Origin of the sequence: Achromobacter sp. UMC46, assembly GCF_014170335.1 — a bacterium.
GTDB lineage: Bacteria > Pseudomonadota > Gammaproteobacteria > Burkholderiales > Burkholderiaceae_B > Achromobacter.
Window position 1 is genome coordinate 556,699 of sequence record NZ_LZZS01000005.1, and the last position, 25,655, is coordinate 582,353.

The 25,655-nt window shown below is 66.0% G+C and carries 22 protein-coding genes; 17 read left to right on the plus strand and 5 right to left on the minus strand.

Features of this window, described 5'->3' with window-relative positions:
- Positions 1 to 15 precede the first annotated feature (15 nt).
- On the plus strand, positions 16 to 453 hold the full coding sequence (locus A9973_RS10275; protein WP_183013654.1) for an energy transducer TonB: 438 nt from the start codon (positions 16 to 18) through the stop codon (positions 451 to 453).
- A 72-nt stretch (positions 454 to 525) separates the two neighbouring features.
- Here the strand turns inward: A9973_RS10275 and A9973_RS10280 are convergent, their stop codons facing one another.
- Positions 526 to 2,967 (minus strand): DNA internalization-related competence protein ComEC/Rec2, encoded by a 2,442-nt coding sequence (locus A9973_RS10280; RefSeq protein WP_183013793.1) that lies wholly within the window; start codon positions 2,965 to 2,967, stop codon positions 526 to 528.
- Positions 2,968 to 3,406: 439 nt separating this feature from the next.
- Here A9973_RS10280 and A9973_RS10285 point away from each other — a divergent pair, with 439 nt between their 5' ends.
- Together A9973_RS10285 and A9973_RS10290 are read left to right on the plus strand one after the other, a co-directional pair.
- Positions 3,407 to 4,273 (plus strand): RNA ligase family protein, encoded by an 867-nt coding sequence (locus tag A9973_RS10285; RefSeq protein ID WP_183013655.1) that lies wholly within the window; start codon positions 3,407 to 3,409, stop codon positions 4,271 to 4,273.
- 10 nt (positions 4,274 to 4,283) lie between these two features.
- The gene (locus A9973_RS10290; protein WP_183013656.1) at positions 4,284 to 5,420 is read left to right on the plus strand and encodes an AAA family ATPase; all 1,137 of its coding nucleotides are present in this window, start codon (positions 4,284 to 4,286) and stop codon (positions 5,418 to 5,420) included.
- Positions 5,421 to 5,489: 69 nt separating this feature from the next.
- Here the strand turns inward: A9973_RS10290 and A9973_RS10295 are convergent, their stop codons facing one another.
- Entirely contained in the window at positions 5,490 to 6,455 is a 966-nt protein-coding gene (locus A9973_RS10295) for a LysR family transcriptional regulator (protein ID WP_183013657.1), read from the minus strand.
- A 101-nt stretch (positions 6,456 to 6,556) separates the two neighbouring features.
- On the opposite strand from A9973_RS10295, the gene A9973_RS10300 reads away from it, so the two are divergent.
- The 4 genes from A9973_RS10300 to A9973_RS10315 are packed head-to-tail and all read left to right on the plus strand — an operon-like array spanning position 6,557 to position 10,312.
- Positions 6,557 to 7,090 (plus strand): thiamine pyrophosphate-binding protein, encoded by a 534-nt coding sequence (locus A9973_RS10300; RefSeq protein WP_183013658.1) that lies wholly within the window; start codon positions 6,557 to 6,559, stop codon positions 7,088 to 7,090.
- Positions 7,087 to 7,692: a thiamine pyrophosphate-dependent enzyme gene (locus A9973_RS10305; protein ID WP_183013659.1), complete on the plus strand. Its 606-nt coding sequence runs from the start codon at positions 7,087 to 7,089 to the stop codon at positions 7,690 to 7,692. Before A9973_RS10300 ends, A9973_RS10305 begins: the two co-directional genes overlap by 4 nt.
- Complete coding sequence (locus A9973_RS10310) at positions 7,689 to 9,314, plus strand: GMC family oxidoreductase (RefSeq protein WP_183013660.1); 1,626 nt, start codon at positions 7,689 to 7,691, stop codon at positions 9,312 to 9,314. The genes A9973_RS10305 and A9973_RS10310 overlap by 4 nt, the downstream gene beginning before the upstream one ends.
- A 20-nt stretch (positions 9,315 to 9,334) precedes the next feature.
- Positions 9,335 to 10,312 carry a tripartite tricarboxylate transporter substrate binding protein gene (locus tag A9973_RS10315; protein ID WP_183013661.1) on the plus strand — a complete coding sequence of 326 codons (978 nt, stop codon included), beginning with the start codon at positions 9,335 to 9,337 and terminating at the stop codon, positions 10,310 to 10,312.
- Between the two features lie 151 nt (positions 10,313 to 10,463).
- Here the strand turns inward: A9973_RS10315 and A9973_RS10320 are convergent, their stop codons facing one another.
- Together A9973_RS10320 and A9973_RS10325 are read right to left on the minus strand one after the other, a co-directional pair.
- Entirely contained in the window at positions 10,464 to 10,778 is a 315-nt protein-coding gene (locus A9973_RS10320) for a tripartite tricarboxylate transporter substrate-binding protein (protein ID WP_183013662.1), read from the minus strand.
- A gap of 65 nt (positions 10,779 to 10,843) precedes the next feature.
- Complete coding sequence (locus A9973_RS10325) at positions 10,844 to 11,152, minus strand: hypothetical protein (RefSeq protein ID WP_183013663.1); 309 nt, start codon at positions 11,150 to 11,152, stop codon at positions 10,844 to 10,846.
- Between the two features lie 279 nt (positions 11,153 to 11,431).
- On the opposite strand from A9973_RS10325, the gene A9973_RS10330 reads away from it, so the two are divergent.
- The 9 genes from A9973_RS10330 (at position 11,432) to thiM (ending at position 21,156) form a co-directional block, all read left to right on the plus strand.
- Positions 11,432 to 11,650 (plus strand): hypothetical protein, encoded by a 219-nt coding sequence (locus A9973_RS10330; protein ID WP_183013664.1) that lies wholly within the window; start codon positions 11,432 to 11,434, stop codon positions 11,648 to 11,650.
- Positions 11,651 to 11,699: 49 nt separating this feature from the next.
- Complete coding sequence (locus tag A9973_RS10335) at positions 11,700 to 13,139, plus strand: NAD-dependent succinate-semialdehyde dehydrogenase (RefSeq protein WP_183013665.1); 1,440 nt, start codon at positions 11,700 to 11,702, stop codon at positions 13,137 to 13,139.
- A 389-nt stretch (positions 13,140 to 13,528) separates the two neighbouring features.
- Positions 13,529 to 15,046 (plus strand): amidohydrolase family protein, encoded by a 1,518-nt coding sequence (locus A9973_RS10340; RefSeq protein WP_183013666.1) that lies wholly within the window; start codon positions 13,529 to 13,531, stop codon positions 15,044 to 15,046.
- A gap of 113 nt (positions 15,047 to 15,159) precedes the next feature.
- On the plus strand, positions 15,160 to 16,266 hold the full coding sequence (locus A9973_RS10345; RefSeq protein WP_183013667.1) for an ABC transporter substrate-binding protein: 1,107 nt from the start codon (positions 15,160 to 15,162) through the stop codon (positions 16,264 to 16,266).
- Between the two features lie 9 nt (positions 16,267 to 16,275).
- On the plus strand, positions 16,276 to 17,151 hold the full coding sequence (locus A9973_RS10350) for an ABC transporter permease (protein ID WP_183013668.1): 876 nt from the start codon (positions 16,276 to 16,278) through the stop codon (positions 17,149 to 17,151).
- A complete protein-coding gene (locus tag A9973_RS10355; protein WP_255469103.1) occupies positions 17,148 to 17,966 on the plus strand; it encodes an ABC transporter permease in 819 nt (272 codons plus the stop codon). The genes A9973_RS10350 and A9973_RS10355 overlap by 4 nt, the downstream gene beginning before the upstream one ends.
- Positions 17,967 to 17,984: 18 nt before the next feature.
- A complete protein-coding gene (locus A9973_RS10360; protein WP_183013669.1) occupies positions 17,985 to 18,854 on the plus strand; it encodes an ABC transporter ATP-binding protein in 870 nt (289 codons plus the stop codon).
- Between the two features lie 31 nt (positions 18,855 to 18,885).
- Positions 18,886 to 20,244, plus strand: a complete 1,359-nt coding sequence (locus A9973_RS10365; protein ID WP_183013670.1) for an LLM class flavin-dependent oxidoreductase — start codon at positions 18,886 to 18,888, stop codon at positions 20,242 to 20,244.
- Positions 20,245 to 20,334: 90 nt separating this feature from the next.
- Complete coding sequence (gene thiM, locus A9973_RS10370) at positions 20,335 to 21,156, plus strand: hydroxyethylthiazole kinase (RefSeq protein ID WP_183013671.1); 822 nt, start codon at positions 20,335 to 20,337, stop codon at positions 21,154 to 21,156.
- Positions 21,157 to 21,159: 3 nt separating this feature from the next.
- On the opposite strand, the gene A9973_RS10375 is transcribed toward thiM, so the two are convergent.
- Positions 21,160 to 23,262: a TonB-dependent siderophore receptor gene (locus tag A9973_RS10375; RefSeq protein ID WP_183013672.1), complete on the minus strand. Its 2,103-nt coding sequence runs from the start codon at positions 23,260 to 23,262 to the stop codon at positions 21,160 to 21,162.
- 257 nt (positions 23,263 to 23,519) lie between these two features.
- On the opposite strand from A9973_RS10375, the gene A9973_RS10380 reads away from it, so the two are divergent.
- Positions 23,520 to 25,640, plus strand: coding sequence for a 5'-nucleotidase C-terminal domain-containing protein (locus tag A9973_RS10380; RefSeq protein WP_183013673.1), 2,121 nt, complete (start codon positions 23,520 to 23,522; stop codon positions 25,638 to 25,640).
- Positions 25,641 to 25,655: the final 15 nt, after the last annotated feature.

Sequence of the window (25,655 nt, forward strand, 5' to 3'; positions counted from 1 at the left end):
CCAGGAGTTCTCCTCATGCTTTGGCGGTTCCGCGCATCCATCGTCGCCGCGCTCGTCTTGTGCCTGCCGCTCCCTTTGCTTGCCAGCACCTTGAATTCGCAAGCCGAGTGGCACTCTACCATCCGCCTGCAATTGCAACGCCGGATCGAGGTCCCGCCCGAGATCCACGACGCCACCAGCGACTTGATGGTTCAGGTGCGCATCGAGGTGCTGTCCAGCGGCGCCATCGAAGCCGTGACGCTGGCCAAGTCGTCGGGCAACGTCGGCGTGGATAACGCAACGCTTGCCATGATCCGGCGCGCGGGCCGGCTGCCCGCGTTCACGCCAGACATGGCGCCCGACAAGCAGATCGTCATGCTGCCCGTGCGCTATGTCGTGGAGAAAAGCGACATCGCCCTCCCACCGTCCTCCCCGGCTCCCGTCAAACCGACACGCAAGAACGCGCCGCGCTGACCCGCCGCCCGCGCGCCCTGGCTCGCGGGCGGGACTTATGCGGGACCTGTCCGGCATCACAATCGATGGCGTTCAGCGCCCGTGCCAATACCGTCGCCCGCGCTCGCGCTGCGACCACACGCGCAACCCCTGCGTGGCGGATGCCGCCATCACCGCCCCGTCCCGGTCGCTGCGCCAGAATGCCGCCCCCGCGCGTAGCCAGCGCCGCGCGACCGCCGGCGCCGGATGACGGAACCGGTTCAAGTGGCCCGCCTGCGCCACCGCATGGCTGGCCTGCATCGCCGCCACCCAGTCCCGTCCCGACGACGACGCCGAACCGTGATGCCCCGCCATCACCACGTCCGTCGCCGGCACGTCAAGCGCCACCAGTTCGCGCTCCTGCGCCACCCCGATATCGCCCGTCAGCAGCAGCGAATGGCTGGCGCCCTGCACGCGCAACACGCAACTGTCGGCGTTGCGGTCGGTGACCGCCCCGCTGCCGCCTCCGACCGGATGCATAAAGGTGAACGTCACGCCGTCGACCTCCCAGGCATCGTTCCGTTGGCACCGCAGCATCGCTTGCGGCAAAACCGGCGGCGCGGCGGGTGTAGATACGGATCCACCCGTATCCGGCCACATCCGCGCATCCCGCCGCACAAACGCCGCCACATCGAACGACGCGTAGCTGCGCCGCACCGGCACCGCGGCAAGCACCGCGCGCGTACCGCCCACGTGGTCTTGATCGGCATGCGACAGCACCAGCACATCCAGCGCCCCGATGCCGCGCGCCCGCAAGAACGGCGCCACCACGCGCTCGCCGGCGTCGCTGCCGCCGTAATGGCGCGGGCCCGCATCGAACAACAACGTCTGGCTAGCCGTTTCCACCAGGATCGCGCTGCCCTGCCCCACATCCAACGCGCTCATCCGCCAATGGCCGGGGTCCGGCCGATCAGGCCGCCAGCACAGCAGCGGCAACATGCAGACCCATCCCAGATGCCGCGCCGGCCAGCCCCGCACCTGCAAGGCCCACACCATCCCCGCAACCGCCAGCAGCAACCACGGCCACGGCGCGGCCGCCACCGCAAAGCTGGCCCACCCTGCATTGCCCACCCACGCCACCGGCACCATCGTGTAGTCGAACGCCGCCAGTCCCAGCTGCCCTACCCAGGCGGCGACCCCCTGCGCGCCCGGCAACACCGACAGCGCCGCGCACAGCAACGCCAGCGGCGTCACGACAAACGTCACCGACGGAATCGCCACCGCATTGGCAAGCGGCGAACCGACCGACACCTGATACACCAGGAACGCCAGCAACGGCGTCAAGCCCAACGTGACCAGCAACTGCAAGCGCGTCGCGTGGCCCAGCCTAGTCATCAACCGCCTGCGCCAGCCCGCCTCCGCATTGAACGGCGCATCCGCGATGCGCAACAGAATCGCCACTGCCCCGAACGACAGCCAGAAACCCGGCGACAACGGCGCCCACGGATCCAACGCCACCACCCCCGCCGCTGCGCAAGCCAGCACCCGGCCTGCCGTCAACGGCAACCGCGACATCGCCGCCGCCAGCACCACCGACAGCATGAAGAACGTACGACGCGCCGGCACGCCCCACCCGGCCAGCAAGCAATACAGCAAGGCCACCACCGCCGCCGCCGCCCCGCCCGCGACCCGCGACGGCGCAAACTCCGCCAGCCCCACGCCGCGCCAGCGCGCCAGACGCCACAACGCCGCCACCAGCAAGCCGGCGATCCCTGCGATCGACGTCACGTGCATGCCGCTGATAGACACCAGATGCGTAATGCCGCTGCGGTTGAAGATGCGCCAGTCGTCCCGCGCCACGCCCGCCTGGTCCCCGATGGCCAATGCGATCAACACCGGCGCATAGCGATGCTCGCCCAAGGCCTTGCGCAGCCCCTCTCGCACCAGATGCCGTGCGCGCTCAATGGCGATGCCCGGCGACGCCCAGGGCTGGTCGTCCAGCAATTTGGGTTGCCCCCGCACCGTACCTACCGCGCGCAGGCCGCGCGCGAACATCCGCGCCTCCGCATCCGGCCCCGCCGGGTTCAGCAAACCATGCGGACGCCTCAATACCAGCGCCATGCGCCAGACCTGGCCGGGCAGCAGCTGGGGGATGTCCTGCAACGTTCCACGCTTTGCGCCGGGCGGCGCTTGCCATGTCACCTGGATGCGCGAGGGTATGCCGGGCCGGGCGGGTTCCGCCAACTCTGCCACAAAGCGTTGATGACGATCGTCCCCATCAGCCAGTTCAGCCACGCGCAGGATCAGGCGCGACACCTGATCCTGATGCTCGTCCGCCAAAGCGTCGTCCAACCGGAGTTGGGCCTGGAGGCTAGCATTGAGCGTGCCGGCGCATAGTCCCAGCAGCAGGGCAGAGGCAATACGAAGTGCTTCGCGGCGGCCGTGTGCCCAGCAGACTGACGCAACTACGCCCAACACCGCAGCCAGCGACAACAGGACAGACCCCGGCAATGCCGGCAAGCCCTGCACGACCCCCGCGCCGGCCACAAAAGCCAGACAGAATGAACGCCCGGTGATGTCCTTCTCCTAAAACCAGGAGCGTAGGACGCGGGGCAGCACGCCGGATCATCCAGTGAATGCGTTTGTCCACCTCGGGAAACCATCGATCCGACGCCCTGCTTTCCCACGCGCACTGTGTTCCCCTGACCACACCCCGCGTTGACAAACCCCTTCCCGGTATCTTAGGATTCGCCCTCTTTTCCACCCCCTTCCTTTCTGAGTGCAACCGTGTCTGCCATCCGTCACTACGCCTAAACGCCGACGACTACCGCCCTGGTAATCGCGGTCTGCCTGCGCGCCCCTTGCTGCTCGACGCCTGCGTCTTGAGCGCATGCCACGGGGTCCAGGCGCGGTTCCAGGAAGCACACACCCCACTCGCTTTCCTTTCCCGTCCAGACTGCGTCGTCGGCTTTTCCACTGCTTTGGAGAAGACCCCATGACGCAAGATTTCTGCGCTTACGCGCAATCGCTGGACCTGTTCCGCTACCCCCGCACGCCGCACCTGGAAGGCTCGCGCCTGCAAGACGGCGACGAAGGCCATGACCACGTGCCGTACCGCCGCTTGGCCGGCCTGCACCTGGTCGTCGAAGAAAAGCTGGACGGTGCGAATACCGGCATCAGCTTCGGCCCGTCGGGCGAATTGCTGCTGCAATCGCGCGGGCATTACCTGGTGGGCGGCGGCCGCGAACGGCAATTCAATTTCGTAAAAGCCTGGGCTGCGGCGCACGCCGACTGGCTGCTGGAGAGACTGGAGGACCGTTATGTCATGTATGGCGAAACGCTGACGAAAAAGCACTCGGTCTTTTACGACGCCTTGCCACATCATTTCTTCGAGTTCGACGTGCTGGACCGCCACAGCGGTGACTTCCTTTCCACCGAAGCGCGCCGCGCCTTGCTGGCGGGCGGCCCGGTGCTGTCCGTGCCGGTGCTGTATGAAGGCGCGGCCCCGACCAGGCTAGACGCGCTCAAGGCCCTGCTGCGGCCGTCGCTGGCCAAGACGCCGGACTGGCGCAATGCCTTTGAAGCCACGGTGCTGCGCGAAGGCTTGGACCTGCAACGCGCCTGGAAGCAATGCGACAAATCGGACCTGTCTGAAGGCCTGTACGTCAAGGTGGAGGCCGACGGCAGGACGATTGCCCGCTACAAGTGGGTGCGCCGCGATTTCGTGCAGGCCATCCTGGATTCCGACAAACACCATTCCGAGCAGCCCTACGTGCCCAACCTGCTGGCGCCCGGCGTTGATCTCTACGCGCCGCGCCTCGCGGTGGACTGGGACACGCTGCGCGGCGCCGCCGGACAATAAGGAACAGATCATGCGATACGAACAATTGCAGGCGCTCACGCCTGCCCTGGGCAACACGCCGGACTACGAGGCCTGCCTGGCGGCATTTCCCGCCCTGGAGCTGGCCAAGACCACGCCGCAAGACCCGCGCTATCACGGCGAGGGCGATGTCTGGACGCATACGAAAATGGTGGTGGAAGCGCTGCTGGCCCTACCCCAGTACCAGGCGGCGGCTCGGGCTGACCAGGAAGTGGCGTTTCTTGCCGCGTTGCTGCACGACGTCGCCAAGCACAGCACCACCGTCATCGACCCTGTCACCGGCGCCATCGGCCAGCCGGGCCACTCCCGCAAGGGCGCCATCGACGCGCGCATCGCGTTGTGGGATGCCGGCGTGCCGTTTGCCGTGCGCGAGGCCGTATGCAGGTTGATCGCGGTCCATCAGGTGCCGTTCTTCGCCCTGGAGGGTTCGCGCCGCGGCAAGACGCCCGAATTCATCGTGCGCGAACTGTCCTGGCACGTCGACATTTCCCTGCTGGCCATGCTGGCCGAAGCCGACATGCGTGGACGCATCTGCCCGGACGGGCCACGCGTGCTGGACAACATCGCGCTGTTCTGCGAGCTGGCGCGCGACGAACGGTGCTTTGGCCAGCCGCGCGCCTTCGCCGATGCCCATACCGCGGTCAGCTATTTTCGCGGCGCCGACGTGCATCCCGATTACCCGTTGTTCCAGGAACCTGGTTCGCAGGTGATCGTGATGTCCGGACTGCCCGCGTCGGGCAAGAACACCTGGGTATCCCGGCATCATCCCGAGCTGCCGGTGATTTCGTTCGACGACGCGCGAGAGGAGCTGGGACTGCGCCACGGCAAGAACGAAGGCATGGTGGCGCACCTGGCCATCGACCGAGCCCGCGAGCTGCTGCGGTGCAAGGCGCCCTTCGTCTGGAACGCCACCCACCTTAGCGAATTGATGCGCAAGAAAACGCTGGACCTGCTGTATTCCTATCACGCGCAAGTCGAGCTGGTCTATCTGGAACAGCCACGCGCGGAATTGCTGCGACGGAACACCCGGCGTGACACGTCGCTGTCGAACAAGACGTTGACCGGCATGCTGCACCGTTGGGACCTGCCGCTGCCGACCGAAGCGCATCGGGTGACGTATGCCGTGTAATGCGACGAACCTGCTCCGCTAACCCCGCCAAACCGCAAGCGAAGCCAAACCCGAACTGCCGCACACCCGCTACGACAGCGGCCCCTTGTGCGGCGGCGACAGGCCCTTAAGCACATCGAGCAATTCGCTGACGGGCCGGCGCATCGTTTCCGGTCCGCTCCGCGTGAGCATGGCCAATGGCGGCATCGTGGCGCTTGGTCGCACGTCGAGGATGACCAGATTCTTGTTGATCGCTGTCTCTTCCAGCGCGTGCTGCTCCCGCATCGGTCCGATGCAATCGGGATCCTGGCGCAGGAACGTCAGCACCGTCAGCGTGGACAGGCATTCGATGCGGGGTTGCGGCGGAGTGACGCCTTCCGTCAGGCAGGCTGCGATCACCGCGCGCCGAAGCAACGAGCCGCGCGGCGGAAGGATCCAAGACTGGTCGGCCAGATGCGCCCAGGTGACCTTCCGGCGGCGCGCGAGGGGATTCGTGCGAGAAGCCATCACGCTGAGGCGGTCGCTGGCCAGCAGATCCACCCGCAACCGGTCCAGCCGCTCGTTGTTGAACTCGTCCGGCGCCAGCGCGCCGACAATGCAATCCAGCTCGCCCCGCAACAGCTCCGAGATCAATACGTCGATCTGCGTCTCTCGAATCTGCACCCTTAAACCGGGCATCCTGCGACACAGCTCCACAATGCCGGTAGGCAGCATCGTGGATCCCGAAAAGGTGCCGATCCGAATCAACCCGGACGCCCCCGCCCTCATGGCGGCGGTCTCTTCTTGAGCCGCCAGCAAGCCGGCCAATAAGACATCCGAACGGCGGATCAATTCAGCCCCGATGTGGTTCGCGGCGATGCCGCGCGCCATGCGGTCAAAGAGCGGTCCGCCGAAGATCTCTTCGATCTCTTTGATCATCCGGGTCGCTGCCGGCTGGGACAGGTGCATGCGTTCGGCGGCGGCGTGGACCGTCGACACTTCCCGCAAATGGCAAAGCAATTCCAGATGCCGGATTCGCAGGCGTCGCAGCAAGTTGGGATCAGGGTTTTCCATCATTATATCGATCCGTTTTTCGTATCGATCTATCAGATTAAATGAATAGTCGATTATTGCTCGGATTCCTAGAATTTGGGGCATCGCGTATCTGAGAGGACACCGTGAACACCTTGCCCCTATCCATACCGGCCGCGGCCATCGTCGAACGTCTCGACGCATGCGGCATCCACAAAATCGTGACCGTGCCTGACTTCGTTCAGCTATCCGTCCACGACCTGATCGACAAGACGCCGACGTTCCAGGTGATTCGCTGCGCGGACGAAAACCAGGCGGTCCACGTCGCGGGCGGCCTCCATCTAGGGGGCCACCGCGTCGCCCTGCTAATGCAGAACCAAGGCTTGCTCAATTGCCTGAACAGCTTGCGGGCGGTCGGTCTGGATGCGGGCCTGCCCATGCTGCTGGTGATCGGCCAATTCGGGCGGGAATTCTCCAATGTCGGTCATGACCCGGCCCTGTCGCAGCGCCGCGTCGTCAATCTGGTGGAGCCTGTCCTGGACGTCATGGGAATCCGCCACTGGCGCCTGGACGCGCCTGAAGAACTGCCCAACATCGATGCCGCCATCGACGCCAGCCGCCAAGGCCACGCGCCTGCCGCGCTGCTGATCGGCCACTACACCGCCTGGGATCCGTCATGACCATTTCAACGTTGGAAGCCTGCAAGGCCATTCTGGAAGCGCGTGGCGACGCCATCGTGGTCAGCACGATGTCGGCCATGCAATGCATGGATCAACTCGCCCCCGATTATCCGTTTGGCCTGTCTTCGGTGCCGCTGATGGGCGGCGCCGCCGGCCTGGGACTGGGCCTGGCACTTTCCTTTCCGGAAAGGAAGGTCATCATCCTGGATGGCGACGCCAGCCTGCTCATGGAGCTTGGCGTGCTGGCCACGGTGGCAGGCATGCGCCCGTCGAATTTCTATCACTTTGTGTTCGCCAACGGCGTCCAGTTCAACGGCGGGGCGAACCTGCCTGTGGCAGGCGCGGGGCACGTCGACTTTTGCGGCATCGCACGGGCCTCGGGCTACGCGGGCGCCACGCGGTTCTCGAAAGCCCAGGATCTGCGTGCCGGCCTATCGGCTTGCCTGTCGGCGCCCGCCCCCGCCTTGATCGAACTGGACATCGAACCCACCGCCCCTCGATTCGGACCGCAGCTTGCGCAACCCGAACAAGGCGATGCCCGATTCGAACGCATGGGGATGGAAGCCCGGCGGTTGATGCGCGCATTGGGAACCGCGCGATGAGCACGCCCCAGACCGTGGACTACATCGTGGTGGGAGGCGGCTCGGCAGGCTGCGCGATCGCCGCGGGCCTTGCCCGTTCGGGCAAGCACAGCGTCATGCTGCTGGAGGCAGGAAAGGCCGAACGCAAGATCTGGATACGGGTGCCGGCGGGCGTGGCCTATCTTATCCGTGACGAGCGGGTCGTCCGAAAGTTCTTCACGCAACCGGAGCCGCAGCTGAAAGCGCGCCCCATATACTGGCCGCGCGGCCGTGTGCTGGGGGGATCATCCACGGTCAATGGCATGATCTGGGTACATGGCGACCCCAAGGAATACGATCTCTGGCGGGATGAATACGGCCTGGCGGACTGGGACAGCAAGTCGTTCAAGCCCTACTTGCGGCGCATCGAGACGTTCGCCGCCGGTGACCCCGCCGCCCGCGGCCAGAGCGGCCCGGTCAACATCAGCGAATACGGGCCGCGCCAACCCTTGATGAACGCATTCCTGGATGCGTGCGTCCAGGCCGGCATCCCCAGGAATCCCGACTACAACGGCGCCTCATACGAAGGGGCCGGATACTTGCAGCTGAACACCCGGCGCGGACTCCGGGTCAGCGCGCAAGACGCCTACCTTGCCTCGTTGCCGCACAAGGGCGCATTGCATCTTCGTACGGGCGCCCTGGCCGAACGCATCCTGTTCGAAGGGCCCCGCGCATGCGGCGTCGAATTCCGGGAAGGCGGTACGCGCCACCGCGTCTTTGCCGCCAAGGAAGTCATCATTTCGGCCGGCGCGCTGCAATCGCCGCAATTGCTGGAACTCTCGGGCATTGGCGATTCGCAGCGCCTTTCCACACTGGGAATCACCGTGCGGCATCATGCGCCGGCGGTCGGCGAAGGCCTGCGCGATCATCTTCATGTGCGCCTGACCTACGAATGCCGCAATGCCATGACCCTGAATCAGATCGTGCCAAGCCCGTGGCGCAAGGCCCTGATGGCCATGCGCCTGGCGGTACGCGGCGACGGTCTGATGAGCAGCGCCAGCGCCGTCGCCCACGCGCTGGTCCGCACCGACCCCAGCCGCGTCCAGCCCGACGCGAAGCTGCAATTGCACTACCTTTCCAGCGCGGACGCCCGGACAGCCGGCAAGCTGGTCCTGGATGAGTTCCCCGGCGTATCCATCGGCACGTTCGCGCTCAGGCCAAAGTCCCTGGGATCCGTGCATATCGTGTCGACAGACCCGGCCGAATCCCCCGCCATCCATGGCAACTACCTTCAGCACCCGGACGACGTGCGCTCCACGCTGGGCGCGCTACGCCTGGCGCGGAAAGTCGCTGAACAACCCGCATTGAAAGCGTTCATCGTGCGCGAAACAAGGCCAGGCCCCGCCAGCCTGTCTGACGAAGACTTGCTGGATTACGTCGGCTCGCTTGGCCAGACCTCTTATCACCCCATCGGCTCGTGCCGCATGGGCACAGACCCCGAGTCCGTCGTGGATGCGCGATTGCGCGTGCGGGGCGTTTCCTGCCTGCGCGTGGCGGACGCCTCGATCATGCCGACCATGCCTTCCGCAAACACCAACGCACCGTCCATCGCCATCGGCGAAAAGGCGGCGGACATGATCCTGGAAGATGCCCGTCATCAATAATGATTATCTGGAGACAAACCATGAATAAGCACATCAGGAAATTGATCGTCTTAGCTTCACTTTGCGGTCTCGCGGCCGCCGCATCGGCGCAAGGCCATGGCGACTTTCCGGCGCGTCCGATCCGGATGATCGTTCCCTCCCCCGCCGGCGGAGAACCCGACACGCTGGCAAGGCTGGTCGCCCAGCAAATGAGCGCGGATCTGGGGCAGCCGGTGATCGTTGAAAACAAGCCCGGCGCAGGAGGGTTGCTGGGCATCGCCGCGCTGGCGAATTCCAAGCCCGACGGCTATACGATCGGCGTGTCGTACCAGGCGGCATTGGCGTTGTCGCCCCATCTGCTTGCAAAAAAGCTCTTTGACCCGTTGACCGACATTGCCCCGGTAGGCCTCGTTTCGGTTTCCGGCAACGCCTTGATGGTGCCGGCGAAATCCCCGATCTCTTCTTACGATGATTTGGTCAAACGCGCCAAGGCCAACCCCGGGAAAATGAACTTCGGGTCCTGGGGCGACGGCAGCGCCGGTCATATCAGCGGCGAAATCATGAAGCGGTCTGCCGGCATCGATATCCAGCACGTCGCGTACAAGGGCTCCAGCGAAGCGCTGATGGGCATGCTGGCGGGCGACCTTGACGCGATATTCGGAGGCTGGGCGCTGGCGTCGGCGCAGGTCAAGGCAGGGGCTGTCCGGGTCCTGGCCGTGACCTCCCCCGAGCGGGCCAGCGCCTTTCCGGAGGCGCCCACGTTTCGGGAACTGGGCATACCGTTCGGCTTGAATTCCTGGTACGGCATCATTGCGCCCGCCGGCGTACCGGACCCCATCATCCAGCGCCTGGAACGTTCTGTAGAAATGGCCGTTGCGCAAGCGCCCGTGACCGCCGGGCTGATCAGCATGGGCATGCAGCCGCAATCATCGACGGCCGCGCAACTGGGTGAACGCATACGGAACGACTATCGAATCTGGGGCAAGGGCATTGCCGAGGCGGGCATTCAGCCGCGATAGGAACGAGAGGAAACCGGCACGTCCGATCCGCCGGATGCGCCGGTTTCCCAGCCGTCAATCCCCCATCTGCACGTTCGCCTCCTTCAACAGCTTCGGCCAGCGGCTGCATTCCAGTTCGATCAAGTCGCGCAGGCCACGGCCGTTGCCCAGCTCAAACATAGTTCTGCGCCAGGTTTCCGGCGGACCCGACGCCCAGGGTATAGCCATCGGGTTCCGCCTTCGCCACTGCGGCCGCGCCCACGTTGCCTCCCGCGCCAGGCCGGTTCTCGACGATGATCGACTGGCCCAGCGCGGTGCCAAGCTCCTTCGCCAGCCGCCTGGCCAGTAGGTCGGTCGTGCCGCCCGGGGGATAGCCGACCACGAATCTCAGCGGGCGTTCAGGGTACTCGGCCGATGCGCTTCCGGCAGCCGCGGCTGCCGCCAGCAGCACCGCGCACGCGACGCGCTTGAACGGTGTCTTGATCATGATGTTGTCTCCCCACTTTTGGTATAGGTATCCCCGGAGAGAGCCCGCCCCCCGGGGTCATGCCGCTACTGCTGTTTGAACACCGTCCAGGCCTGCGCTTCCCGCTGGTCGCTGCCGTCGTCCGCCATGTCGACCACCAGGCGCTCGATCGTCGCCTGGAAGCGGTACGGAGGCGCGAAATGGTCGCTCAACGGCACCCCCGCCAGGCCGCACGTCAACCCGGCCGTCGTGCTGTAGGTCCACCACATCTTGGGAAGGTCGATACCCGCCTGGCGTTCACCATTGACGAACATCTCCATCGTGCCGGCGTTGCGCGCAGTGCGCGTGAAGCGGATCTCTACCGTGGCATCGCCTGCGGGCAGGTCCGTGTTCATCTTGTGGGCGACGGATTCGGTATAGACGTACTCGTAGACGAGCTGCCCGCCCTGCGCATACAGGGAGAACCCCGCAAAGCGGCTTCCCCAATGAAAAAACGACGCCCTCCGTGTCGCGCCGCAACCCTTTCAGCGTCGCGGTGATCGCGTAGCTGCGGTCGCTGATTTCAGGGACCAGAACCTGCGCCTATCAAGCCTGGACCCGGATTTCGACCATTCGGTGTACGTGGGCAGCTTCTCGAAATGCCTGTCCAGCTTCGTCCGGGTCGGCTTCCTGGCGTGACGGACGCCGCTGCCTTCGCCAAAAACATGCTGGAGTGCGGCATCACGCTGGCGCCCGGCTCGATCTTCCTTCCCGACAGCAGCAAGCGTTCGCCCTGGTTCCGGTTCAACGTCGGCTTCATGGAAAACACCGATCACATGGATCGGGTCTGGAAAGCGGCCAAACGCGGCCATCCGTCCCCGCGGCAGGTGGATTCGTCCGGAGTTTCGGCGTAGAGTCTTCTTTTCCCTACCCATCTGGACGCGTTTTTCCTACGGAGACCCCATGGCCGATTACCCCAATACCCTTCTATTGATCGACAACGAGTGGCGTGAAGCGAAAGGCGGCGCGCGCATCGATGTCGTGAACCCCGCCACCGGCCAAAAGATCGGCCAGGTCGCCCACGCCAAGCGCGAAGACCTGGACCTGGCGCTGGCGGCCGCGCAGCGCGGGTTCGAGACCTGGCGCGACACCTCCGCCCATGAACGCTGCGCCGTCATGCGCCGCGCCGCCGCCCTGCTGCGCGAACGCGCGGATTCGGTGGCCCGCCTGCTGACCCAGGAACAGGGCAAGCCGCTGGCCGAAGCGCGCGGCGAAGTGCTGGCCGGCGCCGAAATCATCGACTGGTTCGCCAACGAAGCCTTGCGCGTCTACGGCCGCATCGTGCCCTCGCGCAACCCGCTGGCGCAGCAATTGGTCATCAAGGAACCCGTCGGCCCGGTGGCCGCGTTCACGCCGTGGAACTTCCCGGTCAACCAGGTCGTGCGCAAGCTTGGCGCCGCACTGGCCACCGGCTGCTCCTTCCTGGTGAAGGCGCCCGAAGAAACCCCGGCCTCCCCCGCTGCCCTGCTGAACTGCTTTGTCGACGCCGGCATTCCCAAGGGCGTGCTGGGCCTGGTCTTCGGATCGCCCGCCGAGATTTCCAGCTACCTGATCCCGCACCCGGTGATCCGCAAGGTCACGTTCACCGGCTCGACCCCGGTCGGCAAGGAACTGGCCGCGCTGGCCGGCCTGCACATGAAGCGCGTCACGATGGAGCTGGGTGGCCACGCCCCGGTGATCGTGGCCGAGGACGCCGACGTCGAACTGGCCGTGAAGGCCTCGGGCGGCGCCAAGTTCCGCAACGCGGGCCAGGTCTGCATCTCGCCGACGCGCTTCCTGGTCCACAAGAGCATCAAGGCCGCGTTCGAGAAAGCCTTCGTCGCCCACGCCGAAAAGCTCAAGCTCGGCGATGGCCTGACCGAAGGCACGACGCTGGGCCCGCTGGCCAATGACCGCCGCCTGGTGGCCATGGACAAGATCGTCAAGAATGCCAGTGAAAAGGGCGCGCGCATCGCCACCGGTGGCGCGCGGATCGGCGGCGCCGGCAACTTCTTCGCGCCCACGATCCTCACCGACGTCCCGCTTGACGCCGACATCTTCAACGAAGAACCGTTCGGTCCGATCGCCGCGATCCGCAGCTTCGAAACGCTGGACGAGGCCATCCGCGAAGCCAACCGTCTGCCGTTCGGCCTGTCCGCCTACGGCTTCACCAAGTCGATCAAGACGGTGCACGAGCTGTCGCGCCGCCTTGAAGTGGGCATGCTCTGGGTCAACCAGCCCGCCACCCCCTCGGCCGAACTCCCGTTCGGCGGCGTGAAGGACTCCGGCTACGGCTCCGAGGGCGGTCCCGAAGCGCTTGAAGCCTACCTGGTGACGAAGGCGGTTTCCGTCGTCGGCGTCTGACAGGTTCCGCGGGCCACCGGTTCGGCTCCACGCCGGACGGGTGGCCCGGCGACACCCGGCGCTACCTTGTTACCGGCCTCCTTGCCCGTATAGCGCCCCTTTTCCGGATCGGCCCCGCACGCGGGGCCTTTTCTATTTCCCACAAGAATCTGCCCGAAGGTTCAACACATCGACTGCGGTCTAGCCCATGGTCGACGCCCCTCTGTGCGCCGTCGTGCCGCGTCCCAGCCGGGAAACGCCCGGCACGCCATAAGCACATCACTCAGAACGAAATTCCGAATTCGTCGTTTGACCCGGCCAGGACGTCCCGTACTGTGACGTGTCCGCGCCGATATTGCCGTTGCCCGACATGCAAGGCGCCGCGTTCGCTTCCTCTTTCGGAGACCTCCATGAATGACCGGCTGCACCGTACCCAGGCATCCCGCTCCGCCGCCATCAAGGCGAATCTGGACTACCCGGTGATCGATACCGATGTCCACGTCAACGACTACGCGCCCGTCCTGGAGGACTACATCCAGCATTACGGCGGCGCCAAGCTGGTGGACATCCTGCGCAAAACCCAGGGCTCGCGCTTCGCCACCAAGGCCGAAGGCAAGGACTGGTACCTGCAGACGCCCGACGAACGGCAATACCACCGCACCCTGCGCGCCCCCTGGTGGGCGCGCGTCACGCGAAACACGCTGGACCTGGCCACCGTCACCTTGCCGGAGCTGCTGTACGAGCGTCTGGAAGAGCAAGGCTCGGACTATTCCATCCTGTTTCCCAACGACGTGCTGGCCCCGCTGGGCGCCGGCAATGAATTTCGCCAGCCGCTACATCGCGCGATCAACCACTTCCACGCGGACCAGTACCGCAAGTACAGCGACCGCCTGACGCCCGTCGCCGGCATCCCCATGGTCAACCCGCAGGAAGCCATCGAAGAGCTGGAATTCGCGGTCAACACCCTGGGCTTGAAAGTGGCGAACATCCCCGGCGGCGTGCGCCGGCCGATCAAGGCCATCGCCGACAAGTACCCGCCGGCACAGTACCCGGACATCGCGCGCCACGCGTCGTATGTGGATTTCTTCGGTCTGGACAGCGAGTACGACTACGACCCGTTCTGGGCCAAGGCCATCGAACTGGGCGTGCCGCTGGCGACGCATTACGGCAGCCAGGGCTGGACGGGCCGGCACTCCATCAGCAACTACATGTTCAACCACATCGGCCACTTCGCCGACGGTTCGCAGGCCTTTGCCAAAGCGCTGTTCTTCGGCGGCGTCACCCGCCGCTTTCCCGGCCTGCGCGTGGCGCTGCTGGAGGGCGGCGCGGACTGGGGCGCGCATGTGTACGCGCACCTGGTGGACCGCTGGGAAAAGCGCAACCGCAACGCCGTGCAGAACTACAACCCCGCCAACGCGGACATCGAACTGCTGGCGGACCTGTTCGATCGCTATGGCGCCGAACTCCTTCAGGGGCGTAGCGTGGACAAGGCCACCCTGTTGCAGGACAGCCTTGGCGTCTCTGCCCTGCCCCACAGCCGCGATCCGCAGGGCGACGAGCTTGACGACTTCGCCGCTGCCGGCATCGAAAGCGTCGAGGACATCCGCGCGCGCTGGGTCGACAGCTTCTACTTCGGTTCCGAAGCCGATGACAGGACCGTCGGCGCCGCCTTCAACGAACGCGTGAATCCGCTGAACGTGAAGCTCAATGCGATCTGGTCGTCCGATGTGGGCCACTGGGACGTCCCCGACCTGACCGAGCCGTTGGCCGAAAGCTGGGACCTGGTCGAACAGGGCGTGATCACCCAGGCGGATTTCAAAGCCCTGGTTTTCGACAACCCCTACCGCTTCTACACCCAGGCACACCCGCAGTTCTTCAAGGGCACCCGCATCGAGAAGAAACTGCAAGCGCAAGCGCTCGCCGCCTAAGTCGTCTTTTATCGCCGTTATCTTCCGTCCGCCTCAGGCGGACGGCGGTCTGCCCGTGTCCGGCGCGGACCGGCTTCGTTCATCCCCGCTTTTCATCTTCATACGGAACAACCATGCGCATCCTGTCCTCTGCCCGCTTGATTTCACGCCTGTTGCTAGGCGCCGCCTTGGGCGCTGCCAGTGCCGTTTCGCTGGCCGCGCCCGATGTGGTCAGGATCGGCGTGGCGACCGCCGGCGGCGGCGATCCGATCACCTGGGGCGGATCGCCCGGTGGCGTCGCGCGCGCCAACAATTGGCTGGAAGAGGCGTTCAAGGGCACGGGCACGCAGGTGCAATGGCTGTTCTTCAAGGGCGCCGGTCCCGCGGTGAATGAAGCCCTCTCGAACAAGCAGATCGACTTCGCTTACCAAGGCGACCTGCCTTCGGTGGTGGGCCGCTCCAATGGCCTGAAGACCCGCATCCTGCTGGGCAGCGGCGTGCGCAACAACCTGTACGTCTCCACGCCCAAGGACTCCACGCTCAACAGCCTGGAAGACTTGAAAGACCGCAAGGTCTCGATCTTCCGCGGCACCAACGGACACCTGGTCGCCATCAATGTGCTGGCCTCCAAGCATCTGACCGAACGCGACATCAAAGGCGTGAACCTGGACGGCGGCAGCGCGCAAGCCGCCCTGGTGTCCAACGGTGTGGACGCCGCGTTCGGCGGCTATGAATACTTCAAGCTGCGCGATCAAGGCCTGGCGCGCATCATCTATTCCACCAAGGGCCAGGATCCTTCCTTCACGCGCCAGGCCGCATTGCTGGTGCGCGAAGACTTCGAAAAGGAAAATCCCGACGCGGTGCAACGCGTGGTCAACGTGTTCGTGCGCGCCGCGCAGTGGTCCTCGGACGAGCAGAACCGCGACGCCCTGTTCAACATCTGGGCGCGCAGCGGCACGCCGTATGCATCCTGGCAGGCGGAGTTCGACGGCGATACGCTGGCCGTGCGCAATTCGCCCCTGCTGGATGAATTCCTGACGGCGCGCTATCAGGCCGTGGCCGACGACGCGCTCAAATTGAAGCTGATCCGCCGCCCGGTCAGCGTGGACGGCTGGTTTGAACCGCGCTACCTGGACACCGCGTTGCAGAAAGCCGGCCTGGCCGGCCGCTGGACCGCGTTCAACGCGCAAGGGAATCCCGCGGCGGGCGAGCGCCAAGCCGCGGCCGCACCGGCGCGCTAAGGAAACGCCATGACGGAGAACACCCTGGACGCCCGCGTATCCCCCTCGCCCGCCGCTGCCCTGCGCGGAGCCTCTCGCCGCCCGCAAGCCTGGCTGCGCCATGCGGGCGGCAGCCTGCTGCCCTGGCTGCTGCCCCTCTCGTTGCTCGCGCTATGGCAACTGGGCGCGTCCCAGGGGTGGATTTCCCAGCAGGTGTTGCCGTCGCCCCACTTCGTCTGGCTCACGCTGCAAGACCTGTACACCAGCGGCGACCTCTGGTTGAACGTGCATGCCAGCCTGCAGCGGGTGCTTGTCGGCTTCGCGGCGGGTAGCGTCCTGGGCCTGGCGCTGGGCGCCGCCATGGGGCTGTGGCGCCCGCTGGAAGCCTATCTGCTGCCCACGTTCAACGCGCTGGTGCAGATTCCGGTGCTGGCATGGCTGCCGTTCGTCCTGCTGCTGGTGGGCATCGGCGAACCGCTGAAGTACATCCTGATCGCCAAAGCGGCGCTGGTGCCTGTCACGCTCAATACCCTGCAAGGTTTCCGGCAGACCCCGGCAAGCCTGCTGGAAGTCGCCCGCGTCTATGGCTACACGCGCCGCCAGCAGGTGCTGGAAGTCGTCTTGCCGTATGCGCTGCCGACGCTGTTCACCGGCCTGCGGCTGGGCTTCACCAAAGCCTGGCTGTCGCTGGTCGTCGTCGAGCTGGTCGCGTCCAGCGAAGGGCTGGGTTACCTGATTGTCTACGGACGCCAATTGTTCCAACTGGATCTGGTCATGGCCGCAGTGATCGTGGTGGGCGCCATCGGCTACGCCATCGACAAGCTGCTGGATCTGGCCGAAACCCGCGTCGGCGCCAGCCAGGCCGCCACCCGCCTGGGCGTGTCGAATACAGGAGCCCGCGCATGACGGCCGCACGGATCCCCCCTGCCCCGGCAACGCGCCGGCCGGCCGCCTGGCGCGTCTGGCTGGGCGCCCGCTGGCGCGGCCTGGTGCTGCCCGCCGCGGCCATCACGGCGTGGTGGGCGTTGGCGAATCTGGGCTGGGTGTCGACGCCGTTGCTGGTGTCCCCCGGCAAGGTCCTGGACACCGCCGCCAGCCAGATCGCGTCCGGCCAGTTATGGCGGGCGCTTAGCGCGAGCCTGGCGCGCGAGCTGACAGGGTTCGTGATCGGCACCACGCTGGGTTTGGCGCTCGGCGCGCTGCTGGGGCTGCTGCCGCTGTTCAACCGGATCGTCGGCCCCAGCTTCAACACCTTCAAGCAGATATCGCTGTTTGCCTGGATCCCGCTGATCTCCGTGTGGTTCGGCCTGGGCGACGTCGCCAAAGTCACGTTCCTGTCATTGGCGGCGCTGGTGCCTGTGGTCGTCAACACCTGCGACGGCATCCGCAACACGCCGGCCTCGTTGCTGGAAGTGGCCCGCGTATTCGGCTATTCGCGCTGGCAGACGCTGTGGCATGTCGTGCTGCCGGCCGCGGCCCCGTCGATCTTCACCGGCGTCTATCTGGCGCTGATCTATTCCTGGCTGGCCACGATCGGCGCGGAATACCTGCTGGTGGCGGGCCACGGCATCGGCAACACGCTGATCGAAGGCAGCGAGCATTTCCAGATGGACCTCGTGATCTTCGGCATGTTCGTGATCGGCGTGGTCGGATGGTCGATGAACGCATTGGCCCGCGCGCTGGAGCGCCGGTTGGCGCGGCACCGCTTCGGCGCCGCATGACAAGAAAAAAGGAACAGAATGACTGATACTTTCGGCAAGCCGTTGAGCATCCGCGGCGTGGGCAAGCGCTATGCCGGCACCGGCGACGGCGCGCAGGCGTTACAGGTCCTGCAGGACATCGATCTGGACGTGCCGGCGGGCCGCTTCGTCAGCATCGTGGGCGCCAGCGGCTGCGGCAAGTCCACCCTGCTGCGCCTGATCCTGGGACTGGACGACGACTACTCCGGCCAGATCCTGCTGGACGGGGTCCCCGTGCAGGGCGCGGGCCTGGACCGCGGCATCGTCTTCCAGGACCATCGGCTGTTTCCCTGGCTCGATGTCGAACGCAACATCGCAGTGGGCCTGCGCAACGCGCCATTGAGCCGCGCCGAAAAAAAGGAACTGGTGGCCGACCACATCGCGCTGGTCGGGCTGCAAGGGTTCGAGAAATCGTTCCCGCACCAGATCTCGGGCGGCATGGCGCAGCGCGTGGCGATCGCCCGTGGCCTGGTGAATCGGCCGCGCGTGCTGCTGCTGGACGAACCGCTGGGCGCGCTGGACGCCTTGACGCGGTCGCGCCTGCAGAATGAATTGCAGCGCATCTGGGAAAAAGAGCAGATCACCATGATCCTCGTCACCCACGATGTGGAAGAGGCCGTGTTCCTGGGTGACCGCGTGGTGGTGATGCAGCCGCGCCCGGGGCGCATCCGCCGCATCGTGGATATCGACCTGCCGCATCCGCGCAACCGCAGCGACCTGCGCTTCATCCGGCTGCGCGACGACGTGCTTGGAGATTTCCTCGACCCCGACGGCCGCATCGCCGACAACGAATCCCTGCCGCCTCCCGGCGCCCTGACGGCCACGGTGGGCACGCTGCCCGCCCTGGATCGCCTGCGCATGGCGTGGTAACCCCCCTTCCCCGTATCGACCAGGAAACACCATGAGCACTCCTTCCCGCCAAATCAAGCTGGGCGCCTTTCTGATGCAGACCGGCCACCACATCGCCGGTTGGCGCCATCCGGAAGCCTTGGCCGACGCCGGCCAGAACTTCCGGCACTACGCGGACCTGGCACGCAAGGCCGAGGCCGCGAAATTCGACGCGGTCTTCTTCGCCGACTCGGTCGGCGTGCGCAACGCGCACAGCCCGTCGCTGTCGCGCACAGCCCGCGCAGAGCATTTCGAACCGCTCACGCTCTTGTCCGCGCTGGCGGCCGTGACCGAACGCATCGGGCTGATCGCCACCGTATCCACCACCTACAACGAGCCCTATCACGTCGCCCGCAAGTTCGCGTCGCTGGACCTGATCAGCGGCGGCCGCTCGGGCTGGAACCTGGTCACGTCCAGCGGCGAAGGCGAAGCGCAGAATTTCAATCTGGACACGCACGTCGCACACCCGCTGCGCTACCAGCGCGCCGAAGAATTCCACGACGTCGTGACCGGCCTGTGGGACACATGGGAAGACGACGCCTTCATCCGCGACAAGCAGACCGGTGAATTCTTCGACGCCGGCAAGCACCACGCGCTGAACCACAAAGGCAAGCACTTTTCAGTGCGCGGGCCCTTGAACGTGGGGCGCTCTCCGCAAGGCTGGCCGGTCGTGGTGCAGGCCGGGGCATCCGAAGCCGGCCGCGACCTGGCGGCGCGCACGGCCGAAGTGATCTTCGTGGCGCACCAGACGTTCGGCGAGGCGCAGGAATTCTATGGCGACATCAAACAGCGCGCGGCACGGCATGGCCGGGACCCGGACGGCATCAAGATCATGCCGGGCATCTTCCCCATCGTGGGACGCACGCAAGAAGAGGCCGACGAGAAATTCCAGACCCTGCAAGACCTGATCCATCCGGTCGTGGGCGTCTCGCTGCTGTCGAACATGGTCGGCGGCATCGACCTGTCCGCCTATCCCGTGGACGGGCCCTTGCCGCCGCTGCCGGAGACAAACGGCGGCAAGAGCCGCCAGCAACTGCTGGTCGACCTGGCGCAGCGCGAAAACCTGACCATCCGCGACCTCTACCTGCGGATCGCCGGCGCGCGCGGCCACCAGCAGGTCGTCGGCACGCCGAAAAGCATCGCCGACCAGCTGCAGCAGTGGTTCGAGGAAGGCGGCGCCGACGGCTTCAACATCATGTCGCCGTGGTTGCCCGGCGGCCTGGACGATTTCATCGAACAGGTCTTGCCCGAACTGCGCCGCCGCGGCCTGTTCCGTACCGAATACCAGGGCACGACATTGCGGGAACACCTGGGCCTGCAACGGCCCGCCAACCGCCACGCGCTGGCCCGGGATCAGGCCCGGGCGGCTTAGGGCAGCCGCGGGGCGGGCAGCCTTATGCCGGCTTGACAAGGCCGCCCGCCCCCCAGACCATACGCGGATCCCCTCTGAACCCGTATCCGCATGGCTGACATCCCCACCGACAACGCTGCCCTGGCCCAAGCGTCGCAAGACCTGTACGCGGCCGTGCGCCGCGACGCGCCGCTCGTGCAGTGCCTGACCAATTTCGTGTCCATGAACCTCGCCGCCAACGTGCTGCTGGCGATGGGCGCATCGCCCGCCATGGTCCATGCCGCTGAAGAAGCGCCGGAGTTCGCGCGCCTCTCGGGCGCGGTCGTGATCAATATCGGCACCCTGTCCGCGCCCTGGCTGGAAAGCATGCTGCTGACCGCCGACGCGGCCTGCCAGGCCGGCGTGCCGTGGGTGCTGGATCCGGTTGCCCACCACGCCACCGCCTTCCGGCGGGACGCCGTTGCCCGCCTGCTGGCCTTGCGGCCTGCCATCGTCCGCGGCAATGCGTCCGAGATCATCGCGCTGGCCGGCGGCCAAAGCGCCGGCAAGGGCGTGGATGCGCGCGACGCCGTGGCGCAGGCGGAGCAATCCGCGCAAACCATCGCCATCGCCCACCGGACAGTCGTGGCCGTTACCGGCGAAACCGACTACGTCACCGACGGCCGGCGCGCCGTGCGCGTGACGGGCGGATCCGCGCTGATGCCCTGCGTGACCGCCACGGGCTGCGCGCTGACCGCGCTGGTCGGCGCCTTCTCGGCGGTGTCCAGGAGCGACCCCTACACCGCTGCCGTGGCCGCCCTGTCCTGCTTCGGCATCGCCGGCCTACGGGCCGGCGCCCTGGCAGACGGGCCGGGTTCCTTCGCATGGCGATTCCTGGATGCGCTGGCGGCCTTGGAAACCGACTGCCTGACCCGGGAATCGCCGTTGCGCTGACGCCTACATCCGATACTGCAGGCTCAGCATCGCGTTGCGCGGCGCACCCGGCATGTTCAGGTTCGGGCTACTGCCGTGGCCCGACACGATGTAGCCGGCGTCGAACAGGTTGTACACGTTCAACTGCACCGCATACGGCCCCTTGCGCCACCACGCGGCGGCGTCCGCCGTCACGTAGCCCGGCAAGGTGACCGTGTTGCCCGGGTTCGCGAAGCGCGCGCCTACCAGGTTCAGGCCGGCGCCCGCGCCAAAGCCCTCGCCCAGATCCTTGGTCACCCACAGGTTGGCGGCGTGGCGGGGCGTCAACGTCGCGCGCTTGCCTTCCACGTCCTGCCCCGCATCGCGGGCGACCGACTTGGTCACGCGCGCATCCAGATAGGCGTAGCCCAGCATGGCGCGCCAGCCATTGGACAGGTCACCCGACAGCGTCCATTCCGCGCCGTCGGTCCGCTGCGTGCCCACCGGCACCAGCGTGTTGGTGACGGGGTTGGCCACCTTGATGTCGGTGCGTTCCAGGCGGAAGACGGACACGGTCGTCGACAGCTTGCCGTCCAGGAAGTCGTACTTGGCGCCGACTTCATAGTTGGTCGTCTTCTCGGGCGCCAGTTCCGCGTTGTTGGCCGCCAGCGAGAACGCTTCGCCGGAAGGCTGGTACGACTGGCTCCACGACACGTAGTACGACTGCACCGTATCGGGCTGGAACACCAGCCCCAGGCGCGGGCTCCAATTGGAATCCGTGCGGGCCAGGTCCGTGCCGTTGCGGCGGTCTTCGGTCTTCTGCTCGAAGCGGTCGTGTCGCACGCCGCCCAGCACCTTCCAGTGATCGCCCAGCGACACCATGTCCTGCACGTACAGGCCCAGCGTGTTGAAGCGGCCCAGGTTGTTCGTGCCGGGATTGCCGGGAACCTGCAGCGGCAGGGTCGGCAGCACCGGGTTGAACAGGTTGACGGTGGCCACGGCGTTGGCCGAATAGTTCACCAGGTCCTTGTTCTGCTGGCCCACTTCCACCCCGTACAGGATATCGTGGCGCACGGAGCCCCACTGCGCGCGCTGCATCAGCTCGGTCTGGTTGGTCCAGCCATGTTCGTCGCGCAGCACATTGGACCGGTTCAGCGTCACCGTTTGCGCGGCTTCGTTCACGACGCCGGGCAACGTGTTGTTGCGGTTCAGCGTGTAGTGGTAGTAGCGCGTGGCGTTGCGCAGCGACCAGTTTTCATTGAACCGGTGGTTCAGCGTGCCGGCGTAGGACTGGACGCGCGCCTGCGAGTAATCCACGTCGCGCGCATTCTCGGCGCCGTAGTACGTGGACGGGTCCACGTTCACGGGCCGGCCCTGATAGGCGGGAATGCCGAAGTCCGTGATGCGGCGGTCTTCCAGGAATTCGGTCTGGATCAGGAAGGTCGTGTCTTCGCCCAGGCGCAGCTGCGCCGACGGCGCGATGGCCTTGCGGTCCAGGAATTGCTTGTCGCGATAGCTGTCGCCCTTCTCGACCGCGCCGGTCAGGCGCCAGGCCATGCTGCCGCTTTCATTCGCGCGGCCCAGGTCCAGGTCCAGCCGGCGGTCGTTCCACCCGCCGTAGCTCAGGCCCACTTGCGAAATGTCCTCGCCCGGCTTCTTGGTGATGCGGTTGATCAAGCCCCCGGACGAACCCCGGCCGTACAGCACCGCCGCCGGCCCCTTGATGACGTCGATGCGCTCGACGTTGGACAGATCGCGGAAGTACAGCGCGTCGTCGCGGAAGCCGTCGACGAACTGGTCGGCGATGGCCGTGAAGCCGCGGATCGACACCTGGTCGCGCTGGCCGTCGCCGGTTGAAAAGCTGACGCCCGGCACGTTCTTCAACGCATCCTGCATCGAACTCGCGTGCTGGTCGCGCAGGACTTCGGCGGGCACTACGTTCACCGTCTGCGGAATGTCGCGCAGCGGCGCGTCGATCTTGGTGGCGCTGGTGGAATCGGGCGGGTTGTAGCTTTTTTGCGCATCGTCGCTGCCGACGACGCTGACGGCCGGCAACGTCGGCGTATTGGATTGGCCGTGGGCGGGGGCCGGGCTGGCAAGCGGCGCCAGGGCAAGCAGTGCTGCGGAGAGGGATCTAGGGGCGTGCATGGCCGTGGCAGGTCTTTCTGAAGTCGTTTGAAATGGAACGAACCGCCATTCTCTTGACAATGAGAATCACTCGCAATTTATTTATCATTCCGTTGTGTGGCGGCCACGATAAATGAGACACGCATCCCATTCAGTTTTTCGTCAGCATCCCCGTGCCACCCGTGCGCGAACCCGGCGCCGCCCGCCCCGTGCCCATGTCACCACCAGGTCACACGCTGTCCCCAAAATTGATTCCCTTCAAACCCGGAGGAAAGACGGTGAAGCCACACGTACGAAAACTCTTTGCGGTGTCCGCCAGCCTGGCGCTGGCGGCAGGCCTTGCCGGCTGCGGCGGCGATGACGACGACGATGACGCCGGCACGGTCACGCCCCCGCCCGAAGTCAGCGTGCCGCAAGGCGCCGCGCTGGACGTGGCCATTCTTGCCACCACCGACCTGCACGCCAATGTGCTGGGCTACGACTACTACAAGCTGGCCGAAGACAAGAGCTACGGCGTGGACCGGACCGCCACGCTGATCGCCAACGCCCGCAAGCAGTACGCCAACACGCTGCTGTTCGACAACGGCGACACCATCCAGGGCACCGCCCTGTCCGACTACCAGGCGCTGGTGTCGCCCGTGCAGTGCTCGGACATGATCGCGATCTACAAGCAGATGAAGCTGCTGGCCTATGACGCAGGCACGATGGGCAACCACGAATTCAACTATGGCCTGCCCTTCCTGTCGCAGATCACGAACGTGGACTTCGGTCTGGCCGGCATCGGCAAGGGCACGGCAGAGACCAATCCGGCAGGCGCCAAGGACTGCGCCGCACCGGGCTTCCCCTTCGTCTCGGCCAACGTGGTGTCGGCCGCCAGCAAGCAGCCCATCTTCAAGCCCTGGGTGCTGCTGGAGAAGACCTTCAAGGCCACGGACGCCAGCGGCAAGACGATCGAGGTGCCGCTGAAAGTGGGTGTCATCGGCTTTGCGCCCCCGCCCATCCTGCAATGGGACAAGGCCAACCTGGAAGGCCACGTCGAAGTCACCGGCTGGAAAGAGACCGCGCAGCGCTTCGTGCCCGACATGAAGGCCGCCGGCGCCGACCTGATCGTGGCGCTGGCGCACGGCGGCATCGACATGAAGACCGCCTACAGCCCGTCGATGGAGAACGGCGCGGGCTACCTGAGCCAGGTGCCGGGCATCGACGCGCTGATCACCGGCCACCAGCACCTGCTGTTCCCCGACACCAGCGCCACATCCCAGTTCCGGGGCCAGCCCGGCATCGACCTGGAGAAAGGCCTGATCAATGGCGTGCCGGCGGTGCAGGCCGGCCAATGGGGCAACAATCTGGGCCAGATCACGTTGAAGCTCTCGTATGACAAGGGCTGGAAGGTGCTGAAGGACGCGACCACCGTCCAGCGCCTCTCCACCCGCCTGACCGCGCAAAGCGGCGCCACGCCTGCGACGTATGTGGCCTCGGACTCCGCCGTGCAGCAACTGGTGCAGGTCGAGCACGCCGCCACGATCGCCTACGTGAAAACGCCGATCGGGCAAAGCCAGTTCGACATGGCCACCTACTACGCGCTGACGGGCGACGTGTCGGCCCTGCAGATCGTGAACATGGCGCAGATCGACTACCTGACGGACTACATCGCCAAGAACAGCCCGTCCTACGGCAACCTGCCCATCCTGTCGGCCGCCGCGCCGTTCAAGGGCGGCCGCAACGGTCCGGGCGACTTCACCTTCGTCAAGCAGGGCAATGTGGCGATCAACAACGCCGCCGACCTCTATCTGTACCCCAACACGCTGCAAGTCGTGCGGGTCACGGGCGACATCGTGCGCCAGTGGCTGGAGAAGACGGCCGAACAGTTCAAGCAGATCGACCCCGCCCTGGTCGCCCCGCAAGACCTGGTCGACACCAGCTTCCCCACGTTCAACTTCGACGTGCTGTACGCCGCGGGCAACGCGCTGAAGTACCAGATCGACGTCAGCCAGCCCAAAGGCTCGCGCATTTCGGGGCTGACCTATCAGGGCACGCCGCTGGACCCGGCCGCGCAGTTCCTCGTCGTCACCAACAACTACCGCGCCAGCGGCGGTGGCGACTTCCCGGGCCTGGCGGGCGGCAAGGGCGACATCGTGCTGCAAGCGCCGGATGCCAGCCGCGATGTGCTGATCAGCTACATCAAGAAGAACCCCACGCTGGACCTGGCCACCTTCGGTCTGGACCGCAGCTGGCGCTTCAAGCCGCTGGGCGCGCTGGCCGGCCCCGTCGTGTTCTGGTCGGTGCCCGGCACGCTGGCGATGGCCACGGCGCACGGCGTCACCAACGTCTCGGTGCATGACGCCACCCCGGACGCCACGACGCAGTTGTCGCGCTACGCGGTGGATCTCACCCAGTAAGCGCGCGGGTCGGCC